Raw genomic sequence first — 20,381 nt, forward strand, 5'->3', positions numbered from 1 at the left:
TCACTGGAGATGCTTTTTTATATACCCAATACTTTTTTTAATCCCTTCACATTATCTCCAAAATAAAAATGCAGATAGCTGGCTAAAATATTATCTGTCTTAAACACAGGTGTAGCAAGCACTTCATCCCTTGCATTTAAAACACGTATACCCGATCCCGTTAGGGCTGTGTTTTTTTCGTATTGAGAATAATGAAATTCATGACCTTTCAGTAATACATCATCAATAAATACCTGCCGGTATCCCAGCGATAATTTTTTCTGCAGCATACTGGTGTGCACGGGCAATAAGTTAGCCATGGGAAAAATTGTTCCGCTTTCATCCGTGATAGCTGTACCAAGATACATCATGCCACCACATTCCGCCAGTATTTTGCCTTTATAGTGTTGTAGTTGCTGCAATAATGATGTGTTAGCGGCCAATGCCGGTAAATGTAATTCCGGATAACCACCCGGAAAATATAGCAGATCAGCCGCCGGAAGTACAGTGTCCTTTAATGGGCTGAAATACTGTATACTGCCCAGTTGCGATAATACGTTGATGTTCTCTTTGTAAACAAAATTAAATGCCTCATCCTGTGCAATAGCAATGCGCAAATCACCTGCAGGGCTGGCAGGGGATCTTGTATATACCGGAGCTGCGCGCTTAGTCAGTTCCAGTAATTCATCTACGTTTATATATTTTTCGAGATGATCGGCAGCATTATTGATAATACTGTTATAATCTGTTTCAGCAGAAATATGTAAGCCTAAATGACGGGAAGGAATTTTTATCTGCTCCTGCTCAGGTAAATAACCAAGCGCCGTAATACCTACGTCTGCAGCGGCTTCCTGCAAAATGCGGTAATGAGTGGGTGTGTTCACAAAATTAAAGATCACACCGGCTATAGTGAGGCCCGCATAAAAATGTTTATAGCCATATAACAAGGCTGCGGCAGAATAAGCCATGGCTTTGGCATTAACTACCAGTATCACCGGCACATCAAGAAACACCGACAGCTCCGCACTGCTGCCCTGCATTTTGTTGGCCCCGTCAAAGAGCCCCATAACACCTTCTATAATGCTTATAGCTGCGCCATCAGTATATTTTGCATATAGTTCACGCACGTGCGCATCGGGCATCATATACCTGTCGAGATTGATACTTTCATTGCCGGCAGCCAGCGTATGGTGTTTGGGGTCCAGGTAATCCGGCCCGCATTTGAAAGGCTGTACCCGTAAACCTTTGCGCTGCAGGGATCTCAGCACGGCCAGCGTGACGGTGGTTTTACCTGCACCACTATGCGGTGCTGCTATCAAAAATTGTGACTTCATGCGGAGCAAAGATAAGTGGATGAAATATTCTTTTGTGAAAGTTAAATATCTTCGTTCCCACTTAAAGACAAAACACCCATGAAACAACTGCGGCCGATTATGTTTGTAGGTACTGCCTCCGATGTAGGCAAGAGTGTGATCACTGCCGGATTCTGTCGCATTTTCAAACAGGATGGTTATACACCCGCTCCTTTTAAGGCACAGAATATGTCGCTTAACAGCTACGCTACGCCCGATGGACTGGAAATAGGCCGTGCACAGGCCGTGCAGGCGGAAGCCGCCGGAGTACCTTGTCATACAGATATGAACCCGGTGCTGCTGAAACCTACCAACGATAAAAGTTCTCAGCTGGTGCTGCACGGTAAACCTGCAGGCAACCAATCAGCCTGGGAATATTTCATGCAGAACGATAAACGGGAGTTATTTGAAGAAGTGAAAAAATCTTTCGATCGCCTGTCGGTACAATACAATCCTGTGGTGATGGAAGGGGCGGGGAGCATCTCCGAACTTAATCTCCGTCACCGCGATATCACCAACATGCGCATTGCGTTGCACGCTGATGCTGCGGTATACCTCATTGCGGATATCGACCGTGGCGGCATCTTCGGCAGTGTATATGGTACCATTGCCTTGCTGCCACCGGAAGAAAAAGCATTGATCAAAGGGATCATCATCAATAAATTCCGGGGCGACAGCCGTCTTTTTGAAGAAGGACGCAAACAGCTGGAATCCCTTACAGGCGTGCCTGTAACCGGTGTATTACCTTATTATCACGATATTCATATTGAAGAAGAGGACTCAGTGGCGTTGTCGCTCAAACATAAAAAACAAACGGCCGGTAAGGTGAATATTGCCGTAGTGCTGCTACGTCATATGTCTAATTTTACCGATTTTAATGCATTGGAAAAAGATGAACGCGTAAATGTTTTTTATACAGATAATCCTGCAGAACTGGCCGCAGCAGATATTATCATCCTGCCCGGCAGTAAAAATACGATCGACGATCTCATTGCTATCAAAAATAATGGCACCGCGCGTGCTATAACGGAAGCGCATAAACGGAATAAGGTAGTCATTGGAATTTGCGGCGGCTATCAGATGATGGGAGAACGCATCTCTGATCCGCATGGGGTAGAAGGCCCGGTAGGCAGTCTGCCCGGCCTGGGTATTCTCCCGGTAACAACTGTGCTGGCTACGGAAAAGGTAACGCAGCAACGTAGTTTTCGTTATCAGCAACACGATAAGATATGTGAAGGCTATGAAATTCATATGGGCGATACCGTTAGTGACCAGCCATCTCCCCTCAATAAATTAAACAACGGGCTGGCAGATGGCTATTTCCTTAACAGCAAATGCTGGGGTACCTACCTCCACGGCATCCTGGATAATGATGTAGTGGTAAACGACCTGCTGGCACAATGTGGTAAATCCGCTGTGGTAAAGGATTTCGACTATCGCAGTTTCAAAGAGCAACAATATAATAAACTGGCAACACATATTCGTGAACATCTGGATGTTTCAGCTGTTTATAAAGCACTGGAATTATAATATTATTGCATTATGATACAAGGACACGGAGACGATGGCTATCTGTTTAATCACCCCATCAAAGCAGATTTCAGCTCTAATGTATGGTACGGCGGGCTGCAGGAAGGACTGAAGGAACACCTGAAGGCCAAAGTAGGCGGCATAGATCACTACCCCGATGCAGGCGCTGTAAAACTACAGGCGATGCTGGAGAAGGAGGCTGCTTTACCACCTGGCAGCATCATGGTCACCAATGGCGGCACGGAGGCCATTTATCTGGTAGCGCAAGCCTTTACCGGTGCTACCACCACCGTGGTGGCGCCCACCTTTGCAGAGTATGCAGATGCAGGTAAATTGTACCGGCATCAGGTGCAATACCTGCTGTGGGATAAGCTTACACCCGATATTCATTTCAGCACAGACCTGGTATTTATTTGTAATCCTAACAATCCAACAGGGCATACGCTGGATGAACATGCCTTGCAGCAGTTGATCAATCATAATAAGCATACTGTATTCATCATTGACGAAGCTTATATACAGTTCACCCGCCATACAGGTAGCATGCTGCCGCACCTGCACCGTTTACCCAATGTACTGGTGTTACGTTCGCTCACTAAAACATGCTGCATTCCCGGGCTGCGACTGGGTTACATCGCTGGCCGGAAACAACTGCTGGACCGTGTACGAATGTATAAAATGCCCTGGTCTGTTAATAGCCTCGCTTTGGAGGCCGGTTATTATATCATGGAGCACCAGGCTGCATTTAAGTTGCCCCTGGATGCCTTGCTGGCAGATACTTTCCTGCTATGGGAAAGCATAAAAAAGATGCCGGAGTTTGCAGTGTATCCTACACATACCCATTACCTGTTGTTTGAAACACTGACGGGTACTGCTGCAGGACTCAAAGCCTGGCTGGTAGAAAGATATGGCATTCTTATCCGGGATGCATCCAACTTTTACGGGCTGGAACAAGGCCACTGCCGCGTGGCTTGCCGCAATGCGGCAGACAATACTTTACTCACTACTGCTCTGCACCAATGGACCCTGCATTGAAATTCGTATTACCGTTACTGTTAGGATATATCGCCGATCTTTTGTTGGGAGATCCGCGTAGCTGGCCGCACCCGGTAAAGGGCTACGGGCACCTCATTCATTACGGCACGCAATGGCTTAACAGGGGAACCGGGCGTTTCTGGAAAGGAGCAGCGCTGACTATTATTTTATGTACAGCAACATACTGTTTTTTTTATTTTATACAGAGATGGCTATGGCAGTGGCAGCCGGCTTATTATGCCTTCAGCACGATATTCGTTTTCTTTGCACTGGCCAACAAAAGCCTGCTACAGGAAGGACGGGAAGTTTTTGATACCCTGCATACACAAGGCCTGGAAGCTGGCCGTAAGCGGCTTTCATGGATAGTGGGGCGTGATACGTCACAATTGTCGCCAGACCAGATTCGCATTGCTGTCATGGAGTCTATGTCTGAAAACCTTAGTGATGGCGTCATTGCACCACTCTTTTTTTATGCTATCCTCGGTTTACCAGGCATGATGCTGTATAAAATGGTCAATACCCTGGACTCTATGATTGGCTATAAAAATGAGCGCTACCTGTACTTTGGACGCTTTGCCGCAAGACTGGATGATGTGGCCAATTATATTCCCGCACGCATCACGGCCTTACTGATGATTACCATTGCCGGCCGCCGCCGTGCCTGGCACTATGTGAAAAAATATGGACCGGCACATGCCAGCCCTAATTCGGGCTTCCCGGAAGCTGCACTGGCAGGCATTCTTGATTGTCGCTTTGGAGGACCTAATACTTATCACGGCAAGGTGGTGAACAAACCTTACATCGGAGAAAACGCGCGCCCTATTGCACATGAGGAATTTAAAAAGGTAACATTCATCAATCATGCGGTTACACTTGTGATGATCATACTGATTGTAATAATTAAATATTTTAGTGCTCCTGCTGCGTAGGTACAATCAACGTCACTTTCACACCGTTACCACCTTTCTCTTTTTTGTCAACAATTACCAGCGAGGCTAATTTGCCTGTCCGCTCACTCAGTATTTTAAGGCGCTCCTGTGTAATCGTACTGGAAAGGGAATTCTTCTCCCTGGTACTTTTTTCCTGCAATCCCTGACCATTATCTTCAATCACACAGTGGAGTAAATTGTTTTGCAATTGCAGGGTAATCGTGATCATGCCTTTATAGGGAAGGTTACGCATCCCATGCTGGATGGCGTTTTCAACAAAGGGCTGCAGTAACATCGGTGGAACAAAAATATCCATGTCCTCGCAGCCTTCAATGGGGTGGATCGCATAATCAAATACATTTCCAAAACGGATCGCTTGTAAGCTCAGGTAGTTTTCCAGGGCCTCTACTTCCTGGTGTAGTTGTACCAGGTTATGACGTGAACTTTCCAGGTTGATCCGTAATAACCGGGCAAATTTATTGAGGTATTTTACTGATTTTTCCTTTTCATCATGACGGATAAAACTTTGTAAAACAGCAAGGGTATTAAAAATAAAATGAGGCTCCATCTGGCTGCGCAACAGGCGTTGTTCCAGTTCTATGCTCAGTTTCTGTGATCGTAGTTTTCTTTGTCTGATCAGCACAATCGTCAATGCAACGCCCACCAGTAGCAGGATACCGAAGATGGCGAGGATAAACCGCTGTTGCCGGAGGATAATAGCCTGGTTCTGATACTGTCTGCTGATGTAAATGTTTTTGTGTTGCTGCTCTTTCAGTTCGTTGATGGCCTGCAGCTCCATTACTTTTTTAAGCTGTTGTTCTTCCATCTCTGTCAGAGCCATGTTGGTGGAGGAATCGAGATAGGCGATAGCGTTTTTATAATCACCGTTTTCGTAGTAGATATTATACAGGGTGCCGTAAGCCGAATTGAGGTTGCCTGCATTTTGTGGCTCCCGCGCCTTATTCAGGGCTTTATTCAGGTATAAAATAGCTTTGGGATAATCTTTTTCTTCGAGAAATATCTGGCCATAGTTTACATATTCTCTGAAAGTAACTTTATCCAGTCGTTCCTTAATAGCGAATGCTTTTACCATCAATGCGTGACCTTTATTTTTATCGCCATTCTTCTCGTATAGTACACCCAACGCAGCATACACGGTGGCCAGTCTTATTGAATCCGGTTGCTTTGATGCCAGTTGAAGGGCACTGTCTTCATATGCCATTGCCTGCTGGTATTTGTGTTGCCGTTCGGCTATCCGCGAAAGTTCTTCCATAAAGTAAGACTGACGGTAATAGTCTTCTTTGTTGTGGAATAGCGCAATGGCTTTATCAGTATAGGTTTTAGCTTTATCATAAACGCCGTAGCGGAAATGTACTTCTGCGGCAATTTCATAAACCCGCCACATATCCGGATAGAGGAATCGTTGTGAGATATCAATTAAAGCGTAAGTCCGGGAAAAAGTGCTGTCATCTACCTTCCTTTCAATGGCCAGGTGAATCATACCTATTTGCTGCAAGGCGATGAGATCAATGTAGCGGCTGGTATCAACAGGAGTGAGCCGAAGCATTTGCCGGAAGCTTTTGTTAGCTGCAGGCAAACTGTCTGCATACCAGTAATGAATACCTTCGAGGTAATAATACAGCCCTTTGGCTTTGTCGCCGGAGGCCAGTGCAACAGGTTTGAGCTGCTTCATTTTATCCTTCATGGCAGGGCCGTTCCACCTTGCGCCGGAATCTATCAGCTGTTGCAGTTCAACAACAATTGCAGGATCATTATTCCGGGCTGGTGCCGGTGCATGCTTATCCTGCCGGCTGCAGCTATACAGGCCGGAAATGATCATTGTCAATAAAATGAAAAGCCGGTATGGAAAATACATGTAGTATAATTAGTGATCGCCTGTAAGGAATTGTCTTACATACTCCCTTTTACGGGAAGATACCGGGATTTGAGTTCCATCTTTTAAAATCAATAAACCATCTTTCAGGAACCGGTCTATGAAATGATGATTTACTATATATGATTGATGGATCCTGATAAACCAGTTTTCGGGCAGCAACTCCTCATATTCTTTGATAGGGCGGGATACCGTTATTTTTCTTTTATCAGAAAGATGAAAGGTGGTATAACTGCCATCGCTCTGGCAATACAGTATTTCTTCAAAGGAAACTACCTGCAGGTATTGATGGGAGCGAAGGACAATGCGGTTATGCAGTCCCGGTTTTTTGTTATGCAGGTGGCTGCCGGTAACCTCCATTTGTACTTTGGCATTGGAAGGCCCTGCTGCTTTTAAACGAAGCAATGTTTCTGTGAGCTCATCTTCATCCACAGGTTTCAGCAGGTAATCATAAGCCCCAAACTTAATGGCTTTGATGGCGTGCTGGTTATAAGCAGTAATAAAAATTACCTTGAAATTCCTCTCCGGAAACTCCTGCAACAGTTCAAATCCTGTACCATCCGCGAGTTCAATGTCCAGCAGGAGTAGTTCCGGCTCTGTATTGGGAATAATCACCCTAGCTTCGGCAATACTGCCACAACTGCCCAACACAATAAAATCAGGATACCGTTTTATCAGCCATTCAAGATCTTTCCTGATGGCGGGTTCATCGTCAATTATCAGCGTACGGATCATAATTTTCATTTACAATTACCAATCATTATTTCATGGGCAAGGAATAAAACAGTGGTCTAAAAGTAAGGGATTTTCATAGTCTTCAAAATTGCTTTTTGAAGTGGCTATGGGTTGTAAACAGAGATGAGAGGCCGGCTATATACCATTGTTGGTGGTATTCACGAGAATATTTGCTTCATCCTCAAAAGATTTGAATGCATCTTTCCTGGTGGATTTGAAGACTACTTTTATAATTAAAACGCCTATAATAACAGGTATAACCCCACCAAAGCTGATGACAAGCCGCTGGAAAATAATGCTCAAGATGGCGGTAAACAAAGCAAAACCGGCCAGCATCCCGCCTAACAGCCAGTATACTGGTGGGGTAAAATCTACCTGCAAATAATTTTTTTTATATCGCAACAAAAATTTGAAATTATCATGCGGAATAATAATAGTGAGTGGGCTTAGGAATGGTTTTTTTAATTCCGCTTTAGGGAATTGCGTTTGTACCTCCGAAAATATTTGCTCCACACTTTTTGATTGTGAATTGGAAATATTCATTTTTATAGGTTTTGATAGCGTAATCATTGATAATACGGGCTGCAAAGTAGCCCGGGACGCTGAAGGGAGAGGGGAGTAATGTATATCCGTGCCCGGATTTTATATATTCGCGGGCAATCTTTGCAGCAACTCTATAGGGGCGGTATACCGGCAATAAAATATCTGCATTCAAAAATCCCTAAATCTTTTCTATCTTCGCCGCCGTTACCAGGTGTGTTTCTTTCAAATAAACACTTAAAAGGGAATCCGGTTAGAATCCGGAGCAGTACCCGCTGCTGTAAGTTCATACAAACGTTACTGACATCATAGCCACTGTTTTAACATACGGGAAGGCGTCAGTTAACGGAACGAGCCAGAAGACCTGCCAGGGAACATTGTATACGGTCTGCTTCCGGGTTAGGAGCAAGGACAGTCACTTCCGGATATGGTACCACCGGTTGTTCCTTCCTGTATCTTCCCACAGTATTTCCGTCATTTTTTATTTAATCGTTAACGGGCTTATTAACTGGATTAATCTATGGGCAAAGATCTACAAAAGGTAAAACGCATCGCGTTTATCTGTAACGGCAATTCCTGTCTTAATAAAGGCGCAGAAGATACTACTGTGCAGTTGCGTGCAGCTATTACAGCCAACGACCTGCACGATGAAGTGCATACCGTTCGCACCCGCTGCACCGGCCAGTGTGAACATGGTCCGGTGGTTTTTATACACCCTGATGGTACCTGGTACAAGGAAATGCTTGCCGAGCGCACCGCTAATCTTGTAAAATGTCACCTGCTGGAGAATATACCGGTAGAAGATGCCATATTTTTCCAGTCTAATAGCTAAAAGCTAACGGCCAAAAGCTCTATCCATGCGTACTTTTTATTTCTTTATACTATCCATATTTACGATTACTGCAAGCGCGCAACAAAAAAAAGCAACCGATTCTCTCCGGGTTACTAACCTGAAAGGAGTAGATATCAGTGCCGCTACCGGCAAAAGTGCCCATATGTTATCTAAAATAGATTTGCAGCTGCAACCCGTGAAATCCGCACAGGACCTGCTGCGTACAGTGCCGGGCTTGTTCATCGCGCAACATGCAGGTGGTGGTAAAGCCGAGCAGATCCTGGTGCGTGGCATTGATAATGATCATGGTACCGACTTCGGCATCTTTGTAGATGGCATTCCTGTAAACCTGCCCAACCATGCACACGGACAAGGATACGCCGATATGCACTTCCTCATTCCGGAAGTGATAGGTGGCGCTGCTTATTATAAAGGCCCTTACGAGGCCAGTCAGGGCGATTTTACCAATGCGGGTGCCGCTGTTTACACTTCGCTGTTTCGTCCGCAGGATCAGTTTGTAAAGCTAGAATACGGGCAGTTTAATACGGCCAGGGCAACTACTTTATTGAAACTGTTAGATAAACAACCGGCACCAGGTGTACACGATCAGAATGCCTATATCGCGGCCGACTATACCTATACCGATAGCTATTTTGATAATTCTCAAAAATTCAAACGGTTTAATCTTTTAGGGAGATATAATATTGCGGTGAATAAAAACAATACACTGTCACTGATCGCCTCCGGCTTTACCAGCAGCTGGAATGCATCCGGACAGGTACCGCTGCGGGCACTGGAGAGTGGCTATATGACCCGCTTTGGCTCCATTGATCCAAGTGAAGGGGGTAAAACTACCCGCATCAATGCTAACCTGTTATGGGATACAAAGATCAGTGAAAGATCTGCTTTAAAACAACAGGCTTACTATGTACGTAATCTCTTTGATCTGTGGTCCAATTTTACTTTTTATAAAGAAGATAGAATTAACGGAGATGAAATCAGACAATGGGAAAAGCGCGATATCATCGGCTATAAAAACACGTTCAATCATCAGGGACATCTCGGCATAGCGCAGCTGGAATCCGAAGCAGGGCTGGGCGTTCGTGTAGATATGGTTAACCTGGGACGTGATCATGTGAAAGAAAGGGCAATTTTATCCAATAACGATTCCAGCCATGTAACGGTAGCCAACTATTCGTTTTATATCAGCGAAACACTTCGCCTTACAAATGGTTGGAGCTTTAACCTCGGTCTCCGTAACGACCTGTTCACCTTTGACCTCCGCGACCATCTGGACCCGGCTAACAGCGGCAATAGCATTGCTTACAGAGTGAGTCCTAAATTCAATGTATATTACGATGTATCACCTGCTTTCGGATTGTTTGTAAAAATGGGAATGGGCTTTCACTCCAATTACGCGAATGTGGCTATTCGTAACGGACAGGAAAATGCAGTACCACGTTCTTATGGATCAGATATTGGTGCGAATCTCAAAATTGGCAGTAAAGCCATCATTACCGCCACCTGGTGGTGGTTACAAAGCGATGCGGAATACCGCTTTGTAGCAGATGACGGCAGTTATGAAAACATTGGCCGGGCTACACGTACAGGTGTTGACGTTGCCCTCAGATATCATGTGCTACATCCTTTATGGGCAGATGTGAATGTGAATTATGCGCGTCCCCGTTTAATGGATGCCGCTCCTAAAGAAAACTATATTCCCTTTGCACCTGTATTTACCAGTACCGGTGGCCTTACCTGGCAGCCTGCAAAAGGTATTAACGCCAGTTTGCGTTACCGCTACATGGGGCAGCGTCCGGCAATAGAAGATAACTCCGTTGAATCCAAAGCATATTTTTTAATGGATGCGGTATTGAAATATAATTACAAACGTTTCGAATTTGGTTTGTCTGCTGAAAACCTGTTAAACACCAAATGGGCCGAAGCACAGTTTTATGATGCATCACAACTGAAAGAAGAGAAGTCACCTGTCATGGATTTTCATATCACTCCGGGTACGCCCTTTAGCTTGAGAGGGAGTGTAACCGTTAAATTCTAGTATGAGTAACAAGGACACAAAAATCAGCATTTTGGGTTGCGGCTGGCTGGGGAAGCCGCTGGCACTGCATTTGAAAGAAGCCGGTTATCCTGTCACTGGTGCAAGAACCAGCATGGAAGGCGTCAACGAATTAAAAGCACTGGGGCTGGATGCTTACGTGGTAGTATTGGATGAAGAGGTAATAACCGGTCCGGATGCTTTCTGGGAGGCGGATATCCTGATCATCAATATTCCCCCGCGTAAAGAAAGAGGCCCTGAAGCACACGTAACAGAAATAGCATTGTTGCGCAGCTTCCTGGAAACAACCAGCATTCAAAAAGTGCTGTTTGTAAGCTCTACTTCTGTGTATGCCGATGTAAACGGATTGGTAACAGAAGTTAATAAGGAGATCCCGGAAACCCCTAATGGGGAAGCATTGCGGGCTGCTGAAAAGCTGCTGTTGGAGTCTTCGGTATTTGATACTACTGTGCTGCGTTTTGGCGGATTGATAGGCTACGACCGTGTACCCACTGAGCGCGCTTTGCAGGAAGGTAAGCGTATCAACGATTTGCCGATGAATGTGATCCATCGTGATGATTGTATAGGCGTAATTGAACGGGTAATAGAAAAAGATGTATGGGGAGAAGTGTTTAACGCCTGTGCCAGCGGACATCCGTTGCGCTACAATTATTACAAGACAGCTGCACAACATTTGGGGCTACAAATGCCCCGGAAATTGCCACCAACAGAAATGCCATATAAAATAGTTTCTTCCGGAAAACTGAAGAAAATATTAGACTATGAATTTATTTATGATGATCCTTTATTGATTTTCGATGCCGGAAAACGAGGTAATAAATAATAAAATGCTGCACCCGGTATGTATTGTAGGGGCGGGCCCGGGTGCGGCCGACTTACTAACGATAAGGGCTGCACGCTGTATAGAAGAGGCGGAGGTGATACTGTATGATAACCTCGTATCTGCTGAAATACTGGCCCTGTGCCGGCCACAGGCGGAACAGATTTATACAGGTAAGAAATACGGTGATGCAATAGATCCGCTTACGCGACAGGCGAATATTCATGAACTGATGGTGATACATGCGCAGGCAGGTAAAAAAGTGGTTCGCCTCAAATCCGGTGATCCCTTTATTTATGGCCGCGCAGCAGAAGAGCTGCGTTACCTGCAGGAACACCAGGTGCCTTATAAGGTAATTCCAGGGCTTACTGCGGGCATCGCAGCCGCCAGCTTATGCCATATTCCCTTAACAGAGCGTAATCGCAGCAATGCAGTATTATTCTGTACCGGGCATACGGCCAATTATGATTTCGAACAACTGGATGCACTGGCCAATATGCTCCGCACAGGCACGTCCCTGGTGATGTACATGGGATTGAGCAATATGCCGGCAGTACTCGAAAAGCTACAGCTGGCAGCAGGAAACGAAACTATTTATGTGACCGCCATATCACAGGTGTCCGGTGAACAGCAACAAACGGTAACGGCTACACTGTCCGAAATAGAAGCACAACTATTGCTGCATCCATTGCCGATGCCGGTAGTGTTTATTATCGGTAAACATGCTAAATCAATTACGAATGAAACAAGGCATTCTTATCTGCGGTCATGGCAGCAGGGATAAAGACGGTATCACACATTTTCAGACACTGGTGGAAAAGATGCGGCAACGCTATCCCGATAGGGTAGTGGATTACGGCTTCCTGGAATTTGCACATCCGGTATATGCAGCAGCGGTAGAAAGAATGTATCAGCAGGGAGTACGACATATCATTGCATTGCCCGCTATTTTATTTGCCGGCGGTCACGCAAAAAATGATATCCCGTATGAAATGAATACGCTGCAGCAACAGTATCCGGACCTGAAAATCACTATGGCCGGTCACCTTGGCATTACCGCGCCATTGCTGCAACTGGCACAGTTAATGGTGCAGGAAGCAGCAACACAAACGACTGCTTTCGCAAGAGAAGAGAGTTGTTTGCTGCTGGTTGGCCGTGGTACCAGCGATCCGGATGCCAATTCCGATGTAGCCAAACTTACCCGCATGTTGTGGGAAGGTATGGGTTTCGGATTTGCAACTACCGCTTATATCGGTGTTACAAAACCATTGCTGGCAGACGTGTTGCCGCTGCTGGAAAAATTACCTTTTAAAAAGATCATCGTGTTGCCGGTATTCCTGTTTACCGGCATCTTACTGAAACGTATATACGAACAAGTGGCGGAGTTTCAGCTGCATGCTGATAAAGAATATATCTGTACCACTCCCTTCGGTAGCCATGAATGGCTGTTACAGGCCATCGATGAACGTATCCGGGAGGCGGAAGCAGGCAATCCGAATATGAACTGTCAGCTGTGTAAGTATCGCACACAGATCATTGGCTTTGAAGAAGAACAGGGAAAGGAACAGGTAGGGCATCACCTGAATGTAAAAGGAATTTTGTTTGAAGAAGAAGTGAAACCAGGAGAGAAAAAAGGAATTATGACCACCGTAAAAAAAGTATTTGGCATTTGAGTATTCAGGGAAAAATATATGCAGTATCGTTAGGTCCGGGTGATCCGGAACTGATTACCCTCAAAGGCTGGAAGGCTTTGCAGCAGGCAGATAAGATCTATTATCCGGCTTCTTTACAGGCAGACGCAGTGCGCAGTTATTCCCTGTCGATACTGGAACATTATGCTTTGCCTGATAAAATATTGCAGCCGGTAGTACTGGAAATGTCGCATAACCGGGAGCATAACTTAAAAGCCTATACGAAAGCTTTTGAAGAGATCCGTACAGACGTGGAAAATGGCCTGCAGGTGGCCTTTGTAAGTGAAGGGGATATCTCTTTTTACAGCACCTTCATCTACATCCTGGAGCAGATCCGCGCACATCAGCTTCCACTGGAAATTATCGCCGGTGTACCTTCCTTTTTGCTGGCAACAGCTGCACATCAACAACCGCTGGCTTTATTGCAGGAGAAAATAGCCATTATTCCGTTGCTCAAAAGCCGGGAAGTATTGGAGGATCACTTACAAAAATTTGAAACCATCGTATTAATAAAAGTACGCGGTGCACTGGAATACATTGCACCACTGATAGCAGCAAATAAAGCGGTGATGTTATACGGAGAAAAACTGGGCACGCCCACGCAATATCTCAGTACAGACATCTCATCGCTGGAAACCCGCGAGCTGCCCTATTTTTCATTGATCATTTTAAAAAGTAACATATGCGCCTGAGCGTGATTGGTATTGGTCCGGGTGATGCTGCCTACATGTTGCCGGCAGCTCAACAGGCACTGGCAGATGCAGATATGGTGATAGGCTATCACTACTATTTTCAGTTTGTATCGCACCTGCTGAAGCCTGGCTGTGAATGTATCGGGAGAGAACTATCAGAAGAGGAAGCAAGGGCAGTATTGGCAGTAGAAAGCTGTGCAGCCGGTAAACATATTGCGGTGATCAGCTCCGGTGATGCCGGCGTATATGCCATGGCATCGCTGGTATATGAATATGCTGCAAAACAAAATCGGGAGGATATTGCACTGCAAACGATTCCGGGCATCAGTGCCTTCCAGGGCGCCGCAGCGCGACTGGGAGCACCTATTGGCCACGATTTCTGCTGCATATCCTTGTCAGATTTAATGACACCCTGGACAACTATTGAAAAACGTATCACCGGCGCTGCCATGGGTGATTTCGTGACTTCTTTATACAATCCGCGCAGCAATAAAAGGAATTGGCAACTATCGCGCTTAAAGGAAATATATCTGCTGCATCGCAGCGCGGAAACACCGGTAGCCATTGTGCGACAGGTGTCCCGTGAAGAAGAATCTATTCACCTCACTACTTTAGGAGCGCTGGATGTGACGATGGTAGACATGTTTTGCCTGGTGATGATCGGCAACTCACAAACCTATCGTTTCCGCAATTTCCTCATCACCCCACGCGGGTATCTTTCGCGCAAGCCTATTACAGGCGATGAGATCCAGCAGGAAAGCTTCCGGCAGATCAGCGAACAGCTGCAACGCGACGACTTATCACCTGCTGATCAGTGGGCAGCGATTCGTTGTATCCACAGCACAGCCGACTTTGAGTATGAGCAACTGTATTATGGTACAGACAACGCACTGGAAAAATGGCATACCTACCTGACCAACGGTGGTATAGTGATTACGGATGTAACCATGGTGCAATCCGGTATTACTAAAGCCTTTACACAGCGTTATGGAGTAGAAGTTAAATGTTACCTGAATGATGAACGCGTAGTGGCATTGGCAGCGGCCGAAAATTTGACCCGCAGCCAGGCGGGCATGCGACTGGCCATAGCGGCACATCCGAATGCACTGTTTGTAATCGGTAATGCACCTACGGCACTCCTGGAATTATGTGACCAGTATCAACAGGGTAATTGTCGCCCGGTTGGTGTGGTGGCTGCTCCGGTGGGTTTTGTGAATGTACTTGAATCTAAATTGAAATTAAAATATACAACGGGCATTCCTTCGGTTATCATTGAAGGCCGCAAAGGCGGCAGCAATGTGGCCGCTGCTATTGTGAATGCTGCCTTTACACTGGATACTATAACAGCTATGCATACACATAAATGAGCAGGCAATACATCGTCATAGGAGTAGCTAATACTGCAGCTGGTTGCTGCACTGCCGAAGCAATGGCCGTGTTGCCGCAATGCAAGGTGTTTTCCGGTGGTGAGCGGCACTATTCACTCGTAAAGCACCTGTTGCCGGAAATGCATACCTGGATCACGATTAAAGGCAATATGCCCGCGTTGTTTGCACAGTATGAACAGGCAGATAGCCCCCTGGTGGTATTTGCCAGCGGCGATCCGCTGTTTTACGGCATGGTACAAACCATCCATAAATACGATGCGGAGGCTAACGTGAAAGTATATCCGCATTTTAACAGCATACAACGATTATGCGCTAAAACCGGACAACCTTACGAGCGGGTGAAAAACACCTCCGTGCATGGCCGTAGCTGGCAGGAGCTGGATGCTGCCCTGATAAAAGGAGAACCGCTCATTGCAGTATTAACAGATGGAACCCGCTCTCCGCAAGCCATTGCACAACGCATGATCACCTACGGGTTTACTCAATACAATATAGTCGTAGGTGAGGACCTGGACGGCACAGCAGAAAACATATTCAATGGCTCCTTAACGGAAGCGGCTATACGAGATTTTCATCCGCTGAACTGTGTATTGTTGAAACAATGCAGCATACCGCAGCAACCGGGCTTTGGAATAGATGATCAGTTGTTCGAAGGCCTGCCGGGCCGCCCTAATATGATCACTAAAAAAGCGATTCGTCTCACGAGCTTGTCACGCCTGCAATTGCAGCATGCCACGGTCTGCTGGGATATTGGTTTCTGTACCGGCGCGGTAGCTATTGAAGCAAAACGTTTATTTCCACACCTGCAACTACTGGCTTTCGAAAAAAGAGAGGAGTGTAAAGGCATCATGGAAAGAAATATGCAGCAATTATCTGCTCCCGGCATTGAGGTATATATAGGCGATTTCTATGAACTGGATCACCTCACGCTGCCCGCACCGGACGCGGTATTCATTGGTGGTCATGGCAACCGGCTGCCAGACCTGGTACGTATCATAAATGCGTGTATGCGTAAGGGTGGGAGGATAGTAATGAATGCTGTACTGGAAAACAGTAGTGCACAATTTATACAGCTATCCGAAGAATTGCACTGGGAGCTGCTGCCGCTGGAAGTGCTCCAGGTTAATGTACACAATCCGATCACCGTATTAACAGCGATTAAAAAATCATGAAACAAACTTATCATACAGCCATTATCGCCAGCACCGACAGGGCGCTGATACTGGCACAACAGATCTGCAAAGAATTTCCGGAAGCGAAAACATTTTCTACCCGCACAGATGGCGGCGCATCAGTGGAAACGATTGCTACTATCAGCAGCTTTCTGGAAGAAAATTTCAACCACTATACTTCTTTTGTATTTATTGGTGCACTGGGTATTTGCGTACGCAGCATCGCACCCTATATCAAAGATAAAAATACAGATCCGGCTATCATTAACCTGGATGATCATGGCTTTTTCGTACAACCGGTACTGTCTGGTCATTTGGGCGGCGCCAATGCGCTGGCCCGGCAAGTGGCGCGGCTGCTGGGTGCACAGGCAGTTATCACTACTTCCAGCGACTTGCAGGATATCTGGGCATTGGATACGCTGTCTAAGCAGTACGGCTGGAAATCCGCTGCCACAAAGCCTTTGAATACTATCATTTCTTTGTTTGTCAATAATCGCCCGGTGGCCTTGCTGCTGGATGTGAAAGATAAAGGCACAGAATGGCTGTTGCAAACAAAGCCAGATTTTGTAAGTGTTTTTTATAAGATAGAAGAAATACCAATAGCACAGTTTGATCTGCTGATCGCTGTTACCTATCGTAAGTACGAGGTGGCTATTCCCACTTTATACTATCATCCAGCTGCACTGCATATGGGCATGGGTTGCAGTCGTGATATTGAAACAGACCTGCTGGAAGCTTCTGTGGCAGCACAGTTGGCGCAGCACGGCCTGGCGCAGGAATCAGTGAAAAGCATTGCTTCCATCGATATTAAACATGATGAAGTCGCATTCATGGCATTGGCCAATAAATGGCAGATCCCTTTTCATACTTATACAGCGGAAGCCCTCAATACCTGCGAGGTGGCCAATCCATCTGAAGTAGTAAAAAGTAAACTGGATGTATACAGCGTATCGGAAGCAGCATCGGCTTTGTCTTCCCGGAATTCTTCCTGGTTGCTGGAGAAACAAAAAGTAAAAGTTGCCTCCGGCAAAATGCACACCATTGCTGTAGCCCTGGAAGCCTCGCTGGAAAGGCGTGCGCAGATAGCTATTGTAGGTGCCGGCCCCGGTGATGCGGAATTGATTGCTGTAAAAGGGAAAGCATTATTACAGGCAGCAGACCTGATCTTATATGCCGGTAGCCTGGTGCCGGAAGAACAAACACATTACGCTAAAAGCGGCGCTGTTGTACAAAATTCTGCCGGCATGACGCTGGAAGAACAGATTGCCCTGATGGAAGAACATTACGCCAAAGGGCACCTGATTGTACGTTTGCAATCCGGCGATCCTTCCATCTATGGCGCTATTCAGGAGCAGATGACCATTTTTGATGAAAAGGGAATGGACTATTTCATAGTGCCGGGTATCTCTTCTTTTCAGGCAGCAGCTGCTGTATTGAAGTCGGAGTTTACAATTCCGGAAGTAGTGCAGTCTATCATCCTCACACGTGGCGAAGGAAATACACCACTGCCTGAAAATGAAAAGCTGCAGGAGATGGCCAAACACCGTGCTACTATGTGCATCTTTTTAAGTGCCACCATCGCTAAAAATGTACAGGCACAACTATTGGAGCACTACCCGCCGGAAACACCGGTAGCGGTATTGTACAGGGTAACGTGGAAGGACGAACGGATTTTTGTAGGGCAGTTGCATGAACTGGCAAGTATGGTGCGTACCAACAAATTAACACGCACCGCATTGATCATTGTAGGTACTGCCATTGGCGCCCGTAAAAATAGGTCGCACCTCTACAACCCTGACTGGAAGCATATCTTCCGTAATCAGAAAACGAATAATAAAAACGATAGCGATAAAAAATAAAATAATAAAATGATCCTTGTATTTGGTGGTACCACAGAAGGCAAACTGGTGATTTCGGCATTAGCCGAAACGGGTGCTCCATTCTGGTATTCGTCTAAAACCGCAATTGATGTATTGCTGCCGGTTAACGGACAATACCGCTATGGCGCCTTCACACCGGAAGCACTCACCACTTTTTGTACCACCCAACACATCACAACAATTATCCATGCCAGCCACCCTTTTGCTGCGGTGCTGCATACAACCATCGGTGATGTAAGTAAGCGTTTAGCCATTCCTGTTATACGGATGGAAAGGGACTATCCGGAAACTCAAACGCATCAGCTGGTGAGATATGCCGACAGCTACGAACAGGTACTGGAAGATCTCCACCAAGGAGGTTTTGAGCCGGTGCTCTCGCTCACCGGCGTACAAACTATTGTCCGCTGGGCGCCTTACTGGCAACACAAAAAAATGTATTGCCGCATCCTGCCAAGAGATACCTCTGTAGCCATTGCGCAGGAATGTGGTTTTCCGGAAACACAATTGTTGTTATCATTTCCCGGGAAAACGGTAGCAGAAGAGTTAGCAGTATTCCGGGAAACAGCCGCACAGGCGGTAGTTACCAAAGAAAGCGGAGAGAGTGGTTTTTTATCCATAAAGGTAGCCGCCGCCATTGAAGCAGGTATTCCATTGTATATTATCCGTCGGCCGGTATTACCCGCCCATTTTATCAGGGTAGATAATATAGCCGCACTCTTAAATCATTTGCAGGTATGAGTTTACTCCCCATACCCAAAGGTGAATTGCGTTGGGGCTATAGCACCGGCGCCTGCGCTACGGCCTGTACCAAAGCCGCTTTGCAGGCATTGATAGAGCAGGAAGATGTAGCTGCGGTAACCATCACTTTACCCGGTGGGGAAGAAGTATTATTTAAGATCCATCATTGCAGCTATACGGCTACTACCGCTACCTGTGCTACCTACAAGGATAGTGGCGATGATCCGGATGTGACCAATGGGGCAGAAATAGCCAGCAGCATAAGTTTCGGCGGAGATGCAACCGTGAATTTTTTACCGGGAGAAGGGGTGGGTATGGTAACATTACCAGGATTGTCTATTGGAGTTGGGGAACCGGCTATCAATCCGGTACCGCGACAAATGATGACACAGGTTATACAGGAGCTGCTGACGCATTATCATATCGACAAACGTGTAAGCGTAAGCGTTAGTGTTACCAACGGCGCTACATTGGCAGAAAAAACATTGAATGCACGCCTGGGAATTGTGAATGGGATTTCTATTCTGGGCACTACCGGTAAGGTGAAACCCTTTTCTGCTGCGGCTTACATTGCCAGTATAGAACAAGGTATTGATGTGGCGCTGGCCAATGGATTAAATACAGTGGTCATTAATTCCGGTGGCAGGAGCGAAAAAATATTGCGGCAACTGCATCCGGAACTGCCGGTGCTGGCCTTTGTACAATATGGCAACTGGATCGGTGAAACATTAGCAAAAATTAACAATACGCCCTTACATTCCTTTACCATTGGTATGATGTTGGGAAAAGCCGTGAAACTGGCCGGGGGCGCATTGAATACGCATAGTAAAGAGTCGTCGTGGGATAAGGGCTTTGTAGCAGCACTGGCGGCAACTGCCGGCTATGATCAGGAAAAATGTGACAGCATCCGGCAATTAAATATGGCCAGTCGCCTCACTGAATTATTTCCGTTCAATGCAGGTGAACCTTTTTATCCTACGCTGGCGGCCCAATGCCGCAGGGTGATAGCAGCGGCTATCAGGCCATTACCGTTTAAGATTGTATTGATTGATGCAACGGATCAGTATCTGTTGTTTGCGGACTAAAAACAAAAGCGC

Annotated in this window: 18 protein-coding genes and 1 riboswitch; of the genes, 14 read left to right on the forward strand and 4 right to left on the reverse strand. The window is 46.2% G+C overall.

All coding sequences use genetic code 11. The features are described 5' to 3' along the window. Positions 1-17 precede the first annotated feature (17 nt). On the reverse strand, positions 18-1,313 hold the full coding sequence (locus CLV51_RS19715; protein WP_106529798.1) for a cobyrinic acid a,c-diamide synthase CobB: 1,296 nt from the start codon (positions 1,311-1,313) through the stop codon (positions 18-20). A 78-nt stretch (positions 1,314-1,391) separates the two neighbouring features. Here CLV51_RS19715 and CLV51_RS19720 point away from each other — a divergent pair, with 78 nt between their 5' ends. Genes CLV51_RS19720 through cbiB form a run of 3 tightly spaced genes read left to right on the forward strand, consistent with a single transcriptional unit; the run spans position 1,392 to position 4,825 of the window. Then, complete coding sequence (locus CLV51_RS19720) at positions 1,392-2,861, forward strand: cobyric acid synthase (RefSeq protein ID WP_106529799.1); 1,470 nt, start codon at positions 1,392-1,394, stop codon at positions 2,859-2,861. A gap of 12 nt (positions 2,862-2,873) precedes the next feature. Further along, a complete protein-coding gene (locus tag CLV51_RS19725) occupies positions 2,874-3,896 on the forward strand; it encodes a pyridoxal phosphate-dependent aminotransferase (protein WP_106529800.1) in 1,023 nt (340 codons plus the stop codon). Beyond that, a complete protein-coding gene (gene cbiB, locus CLV51_RS19730) occupies positions 3,881-4,825 on the forward strand; it encodes an adenosylcobinamide-phosphate synthase CbiB (protein WP_106529801.1) in 945 nt (314 codons plus the stop codon). The genes CLV51_RS19725 and cbiB overlap by 16 nt, the downstream gene beginning before the upstream one ends. Here cbiB and CLV51_RS19735 read toward each other — a convergent pair. From CLV51_RS19735 to CLV51_RS19745, 3 genes are all read right to left on the reverse strand, one after another. Next, the gene (locus CLV51_RS19735; protein ID WP_106529802.1) at positions 4,806-6,701 is read right to left on the reverse strand and encodes a tetratricopeptide repeat-containing sensor histidine kinase; all 1,896 of its coding nucleotides are present in this window, start codon (positions 6,699-6,701) and stop codon (positions 4,806-4,808) included. The two genes, cbiB and CLV51_RS19735, sit on opposite strands and share 20 nt — an antisense overlap. A 9-nt stretch (positions 6,702-6,710) precedes the next feature. Continuing rightward, complete coding sequence (locus CLV51_RS19740) at positions 6,711-7,454, reverse strand: LytR/AlgR family response regulator transcription factor (protein WP_158267077.1); 744 nt, start codon at positions 7,452-7,454, stop codon at positions 6,711-6,713. 135 nt (positions 7,455-7,589) lie between these two features. After that, entirely contained in the window at positions 7,590-7,997 is a 408-nt protein-coding gene (locus tag CLV51_RS19745; RefSeq protein WP_106529804.1) for a hypothetical protein, read from the reverse strand. 192 nt (positions 7,998-8,189) lie between these two features. Further along, a riboswitch (cobalamin riboswitch) is annotated at positions 8,190-8,380 on the forward strand. Positions 8,381-8,514: 134 nt separating this feature from the next. Between CLV51_RS19745 and CLV51_RS19750 the strand changes: the two genes are divergently transcribed. Genes CLV51_RS19750 through CLV51_RS19800 form a run of 11 tightly spaced genes read left to right on the forward strand, consistent with a single transcriptional unit; the run spans position 8,515 to position 20,369 of the window. Further along, a complete protein-coding gene (locus CLV51_RS19750; protein WP_106529805.1) occupies positions 8,515-8,826 on the forward strand; it encodes a (2Fe-2S) ferredoxin domain-containing protein in 312 nt (103 codons plus the stop codon). A gap of 25 nt (positions 8,827-8,851) precedes the next feature. Continuing rightward, positions 8,852-10,885: a TonB-dependent receptor gene (locus CLV51_RS19755; RefSeq protein WP_106529806.1), complete on the forward strand. Its 2,034-nt coding sequence runs from the start codon at positions 8,852-8,854 to the stop codon at positions 10,883-10,885. A gap of 1 nt (position 10,886) precedes the next feature. Further along, entirely contained in the window at positions 10,887-11,726 is an 840-nt protein-coding gene (locus CLV51_RS19760) for an SDR family oxidoreductase (RefSeq protein ID WP_106529807.1), read from the forward strand. Then, positions 11,701-12,507 carry a uroporphyrinogen-III C-methyltransferase gene (cobA, locus tag CLV51_RS19765; RefSeq protein WP_106529808.1) on the forward strand — a complete coding sequence of 269 codons (807 nt, stop codon included), beginning with the start codon at positions 11,701-11,703 and terminating at the stop codon, positions 12,505-12,507. Before CLV51_RS19760 ends, cobA begins: the two co-directional genes overlap by 26 nt. Continuing rightward, on the forward strand, positions 12,464-13,396 hold the full coding sequence (locus CLV51_RS19770) for a sirohydrochlorin chelatase (protein ID WP_211302062.1): 933 nt from the start codon (positions 12,464-12,466) through the stop codon (positions 13,394-13,396). The genes cobA and CLV51_RS19770 overlap by 44 nt, the downstream gene beginning before the upstream one ends. Further along, the gene (cobI, locus tag CLV51_RS19775; RefSeq protein WP_106529810.1) at positions 13,393-14,106 is read left to right on the forward strand and encodes a precorrin-2 C(20)-methyltransferase; all 714 of its coding nucleotides are present in this window, start codon (positions 13,393-13,395) and stop codon (positions 14,104-14,106) included. Before CLV51_RS19770 ends, cobI begins: the two co-directional genes overlap by 4 nt. Continuing rightward, positions 14,097-15,473, forward strand: a complete 1,377-nt coding sequence (gene cobJ, locus CLV51_RS19780) for a precorrin-3B C(17)-methyltransferase (protein WP_106529811.1) — start codon at positions 14,097-14,099, stop codon at positions 15,471-15,473. The genes cobI and cobJ overlap by 10 nt, the downstream gene beginning before the upstream one ends. Next, positions 15,470-16,666, forward strand: coding sequence for a precorrin-6y C5,15-methyltransferase (decarboxylating) subunit CbiE (gene cbiE, locus CLV51_RS19785; protein WP_106529812.1), 1,197 nt, complete (start codon positions 15,470-15,472; stop codon positions 16,664-16,666). Before cobJ ends, cbiE begins: the two co-directional genes overlap by 4 nt. Further along, a complete protein-coding gene (cobM, locus tag CLV51_RS19790; protein ID WP_106529813.1) occupies positions 16,663-18,525 on the forward strand; it encodes a precorrin-4 C(11)-methyltransferase in 1,863 nt (620 codons plus the stop codon). Before cbiE ends, cobM begins: the two co-directional genes overlap by 4 nt. Positions 18,526-18,534: 9 nt before the next feature. Next, entirely contained in the window at positions 18,535-19,284 is a 750-nt protein-coding gene (gene cobK / locus CLV51_RS19795; RefSeq protein WP_106529814.1) for a precorrin-6A reductase, read from the forward strand. Continuing rightward, the gene (locus tag CLV51_RS19800; RefSeq protein ID WP_106529815.1) at positions 19,281-20,369 is read left to right on the forward strand and encodes a cobalt-precorrin-5B (C(1))-methyltransferase; all 1,089 of its coding nucleotides are present in this window, start codon (positions 19,281-19,283) and stop codon (positions 20,367-20,369) included. The genes cobK and CLV51_RS19800 overlap by 4 nt, the downstream gene beginning before the upstream one ends. The last annotated feature ends 12 nt before the right edge of the window (positions 20,370-20,381 follow it).

The organism is Chitinophaga niastensis (genome assembly GCF_003014755.1).
GTDB lineage: Bacteria > Bacteroidota > Bacteroidia > Chitinophagales > Chitinophagaceae > Chitinophaga > Chitinophaga niastensis.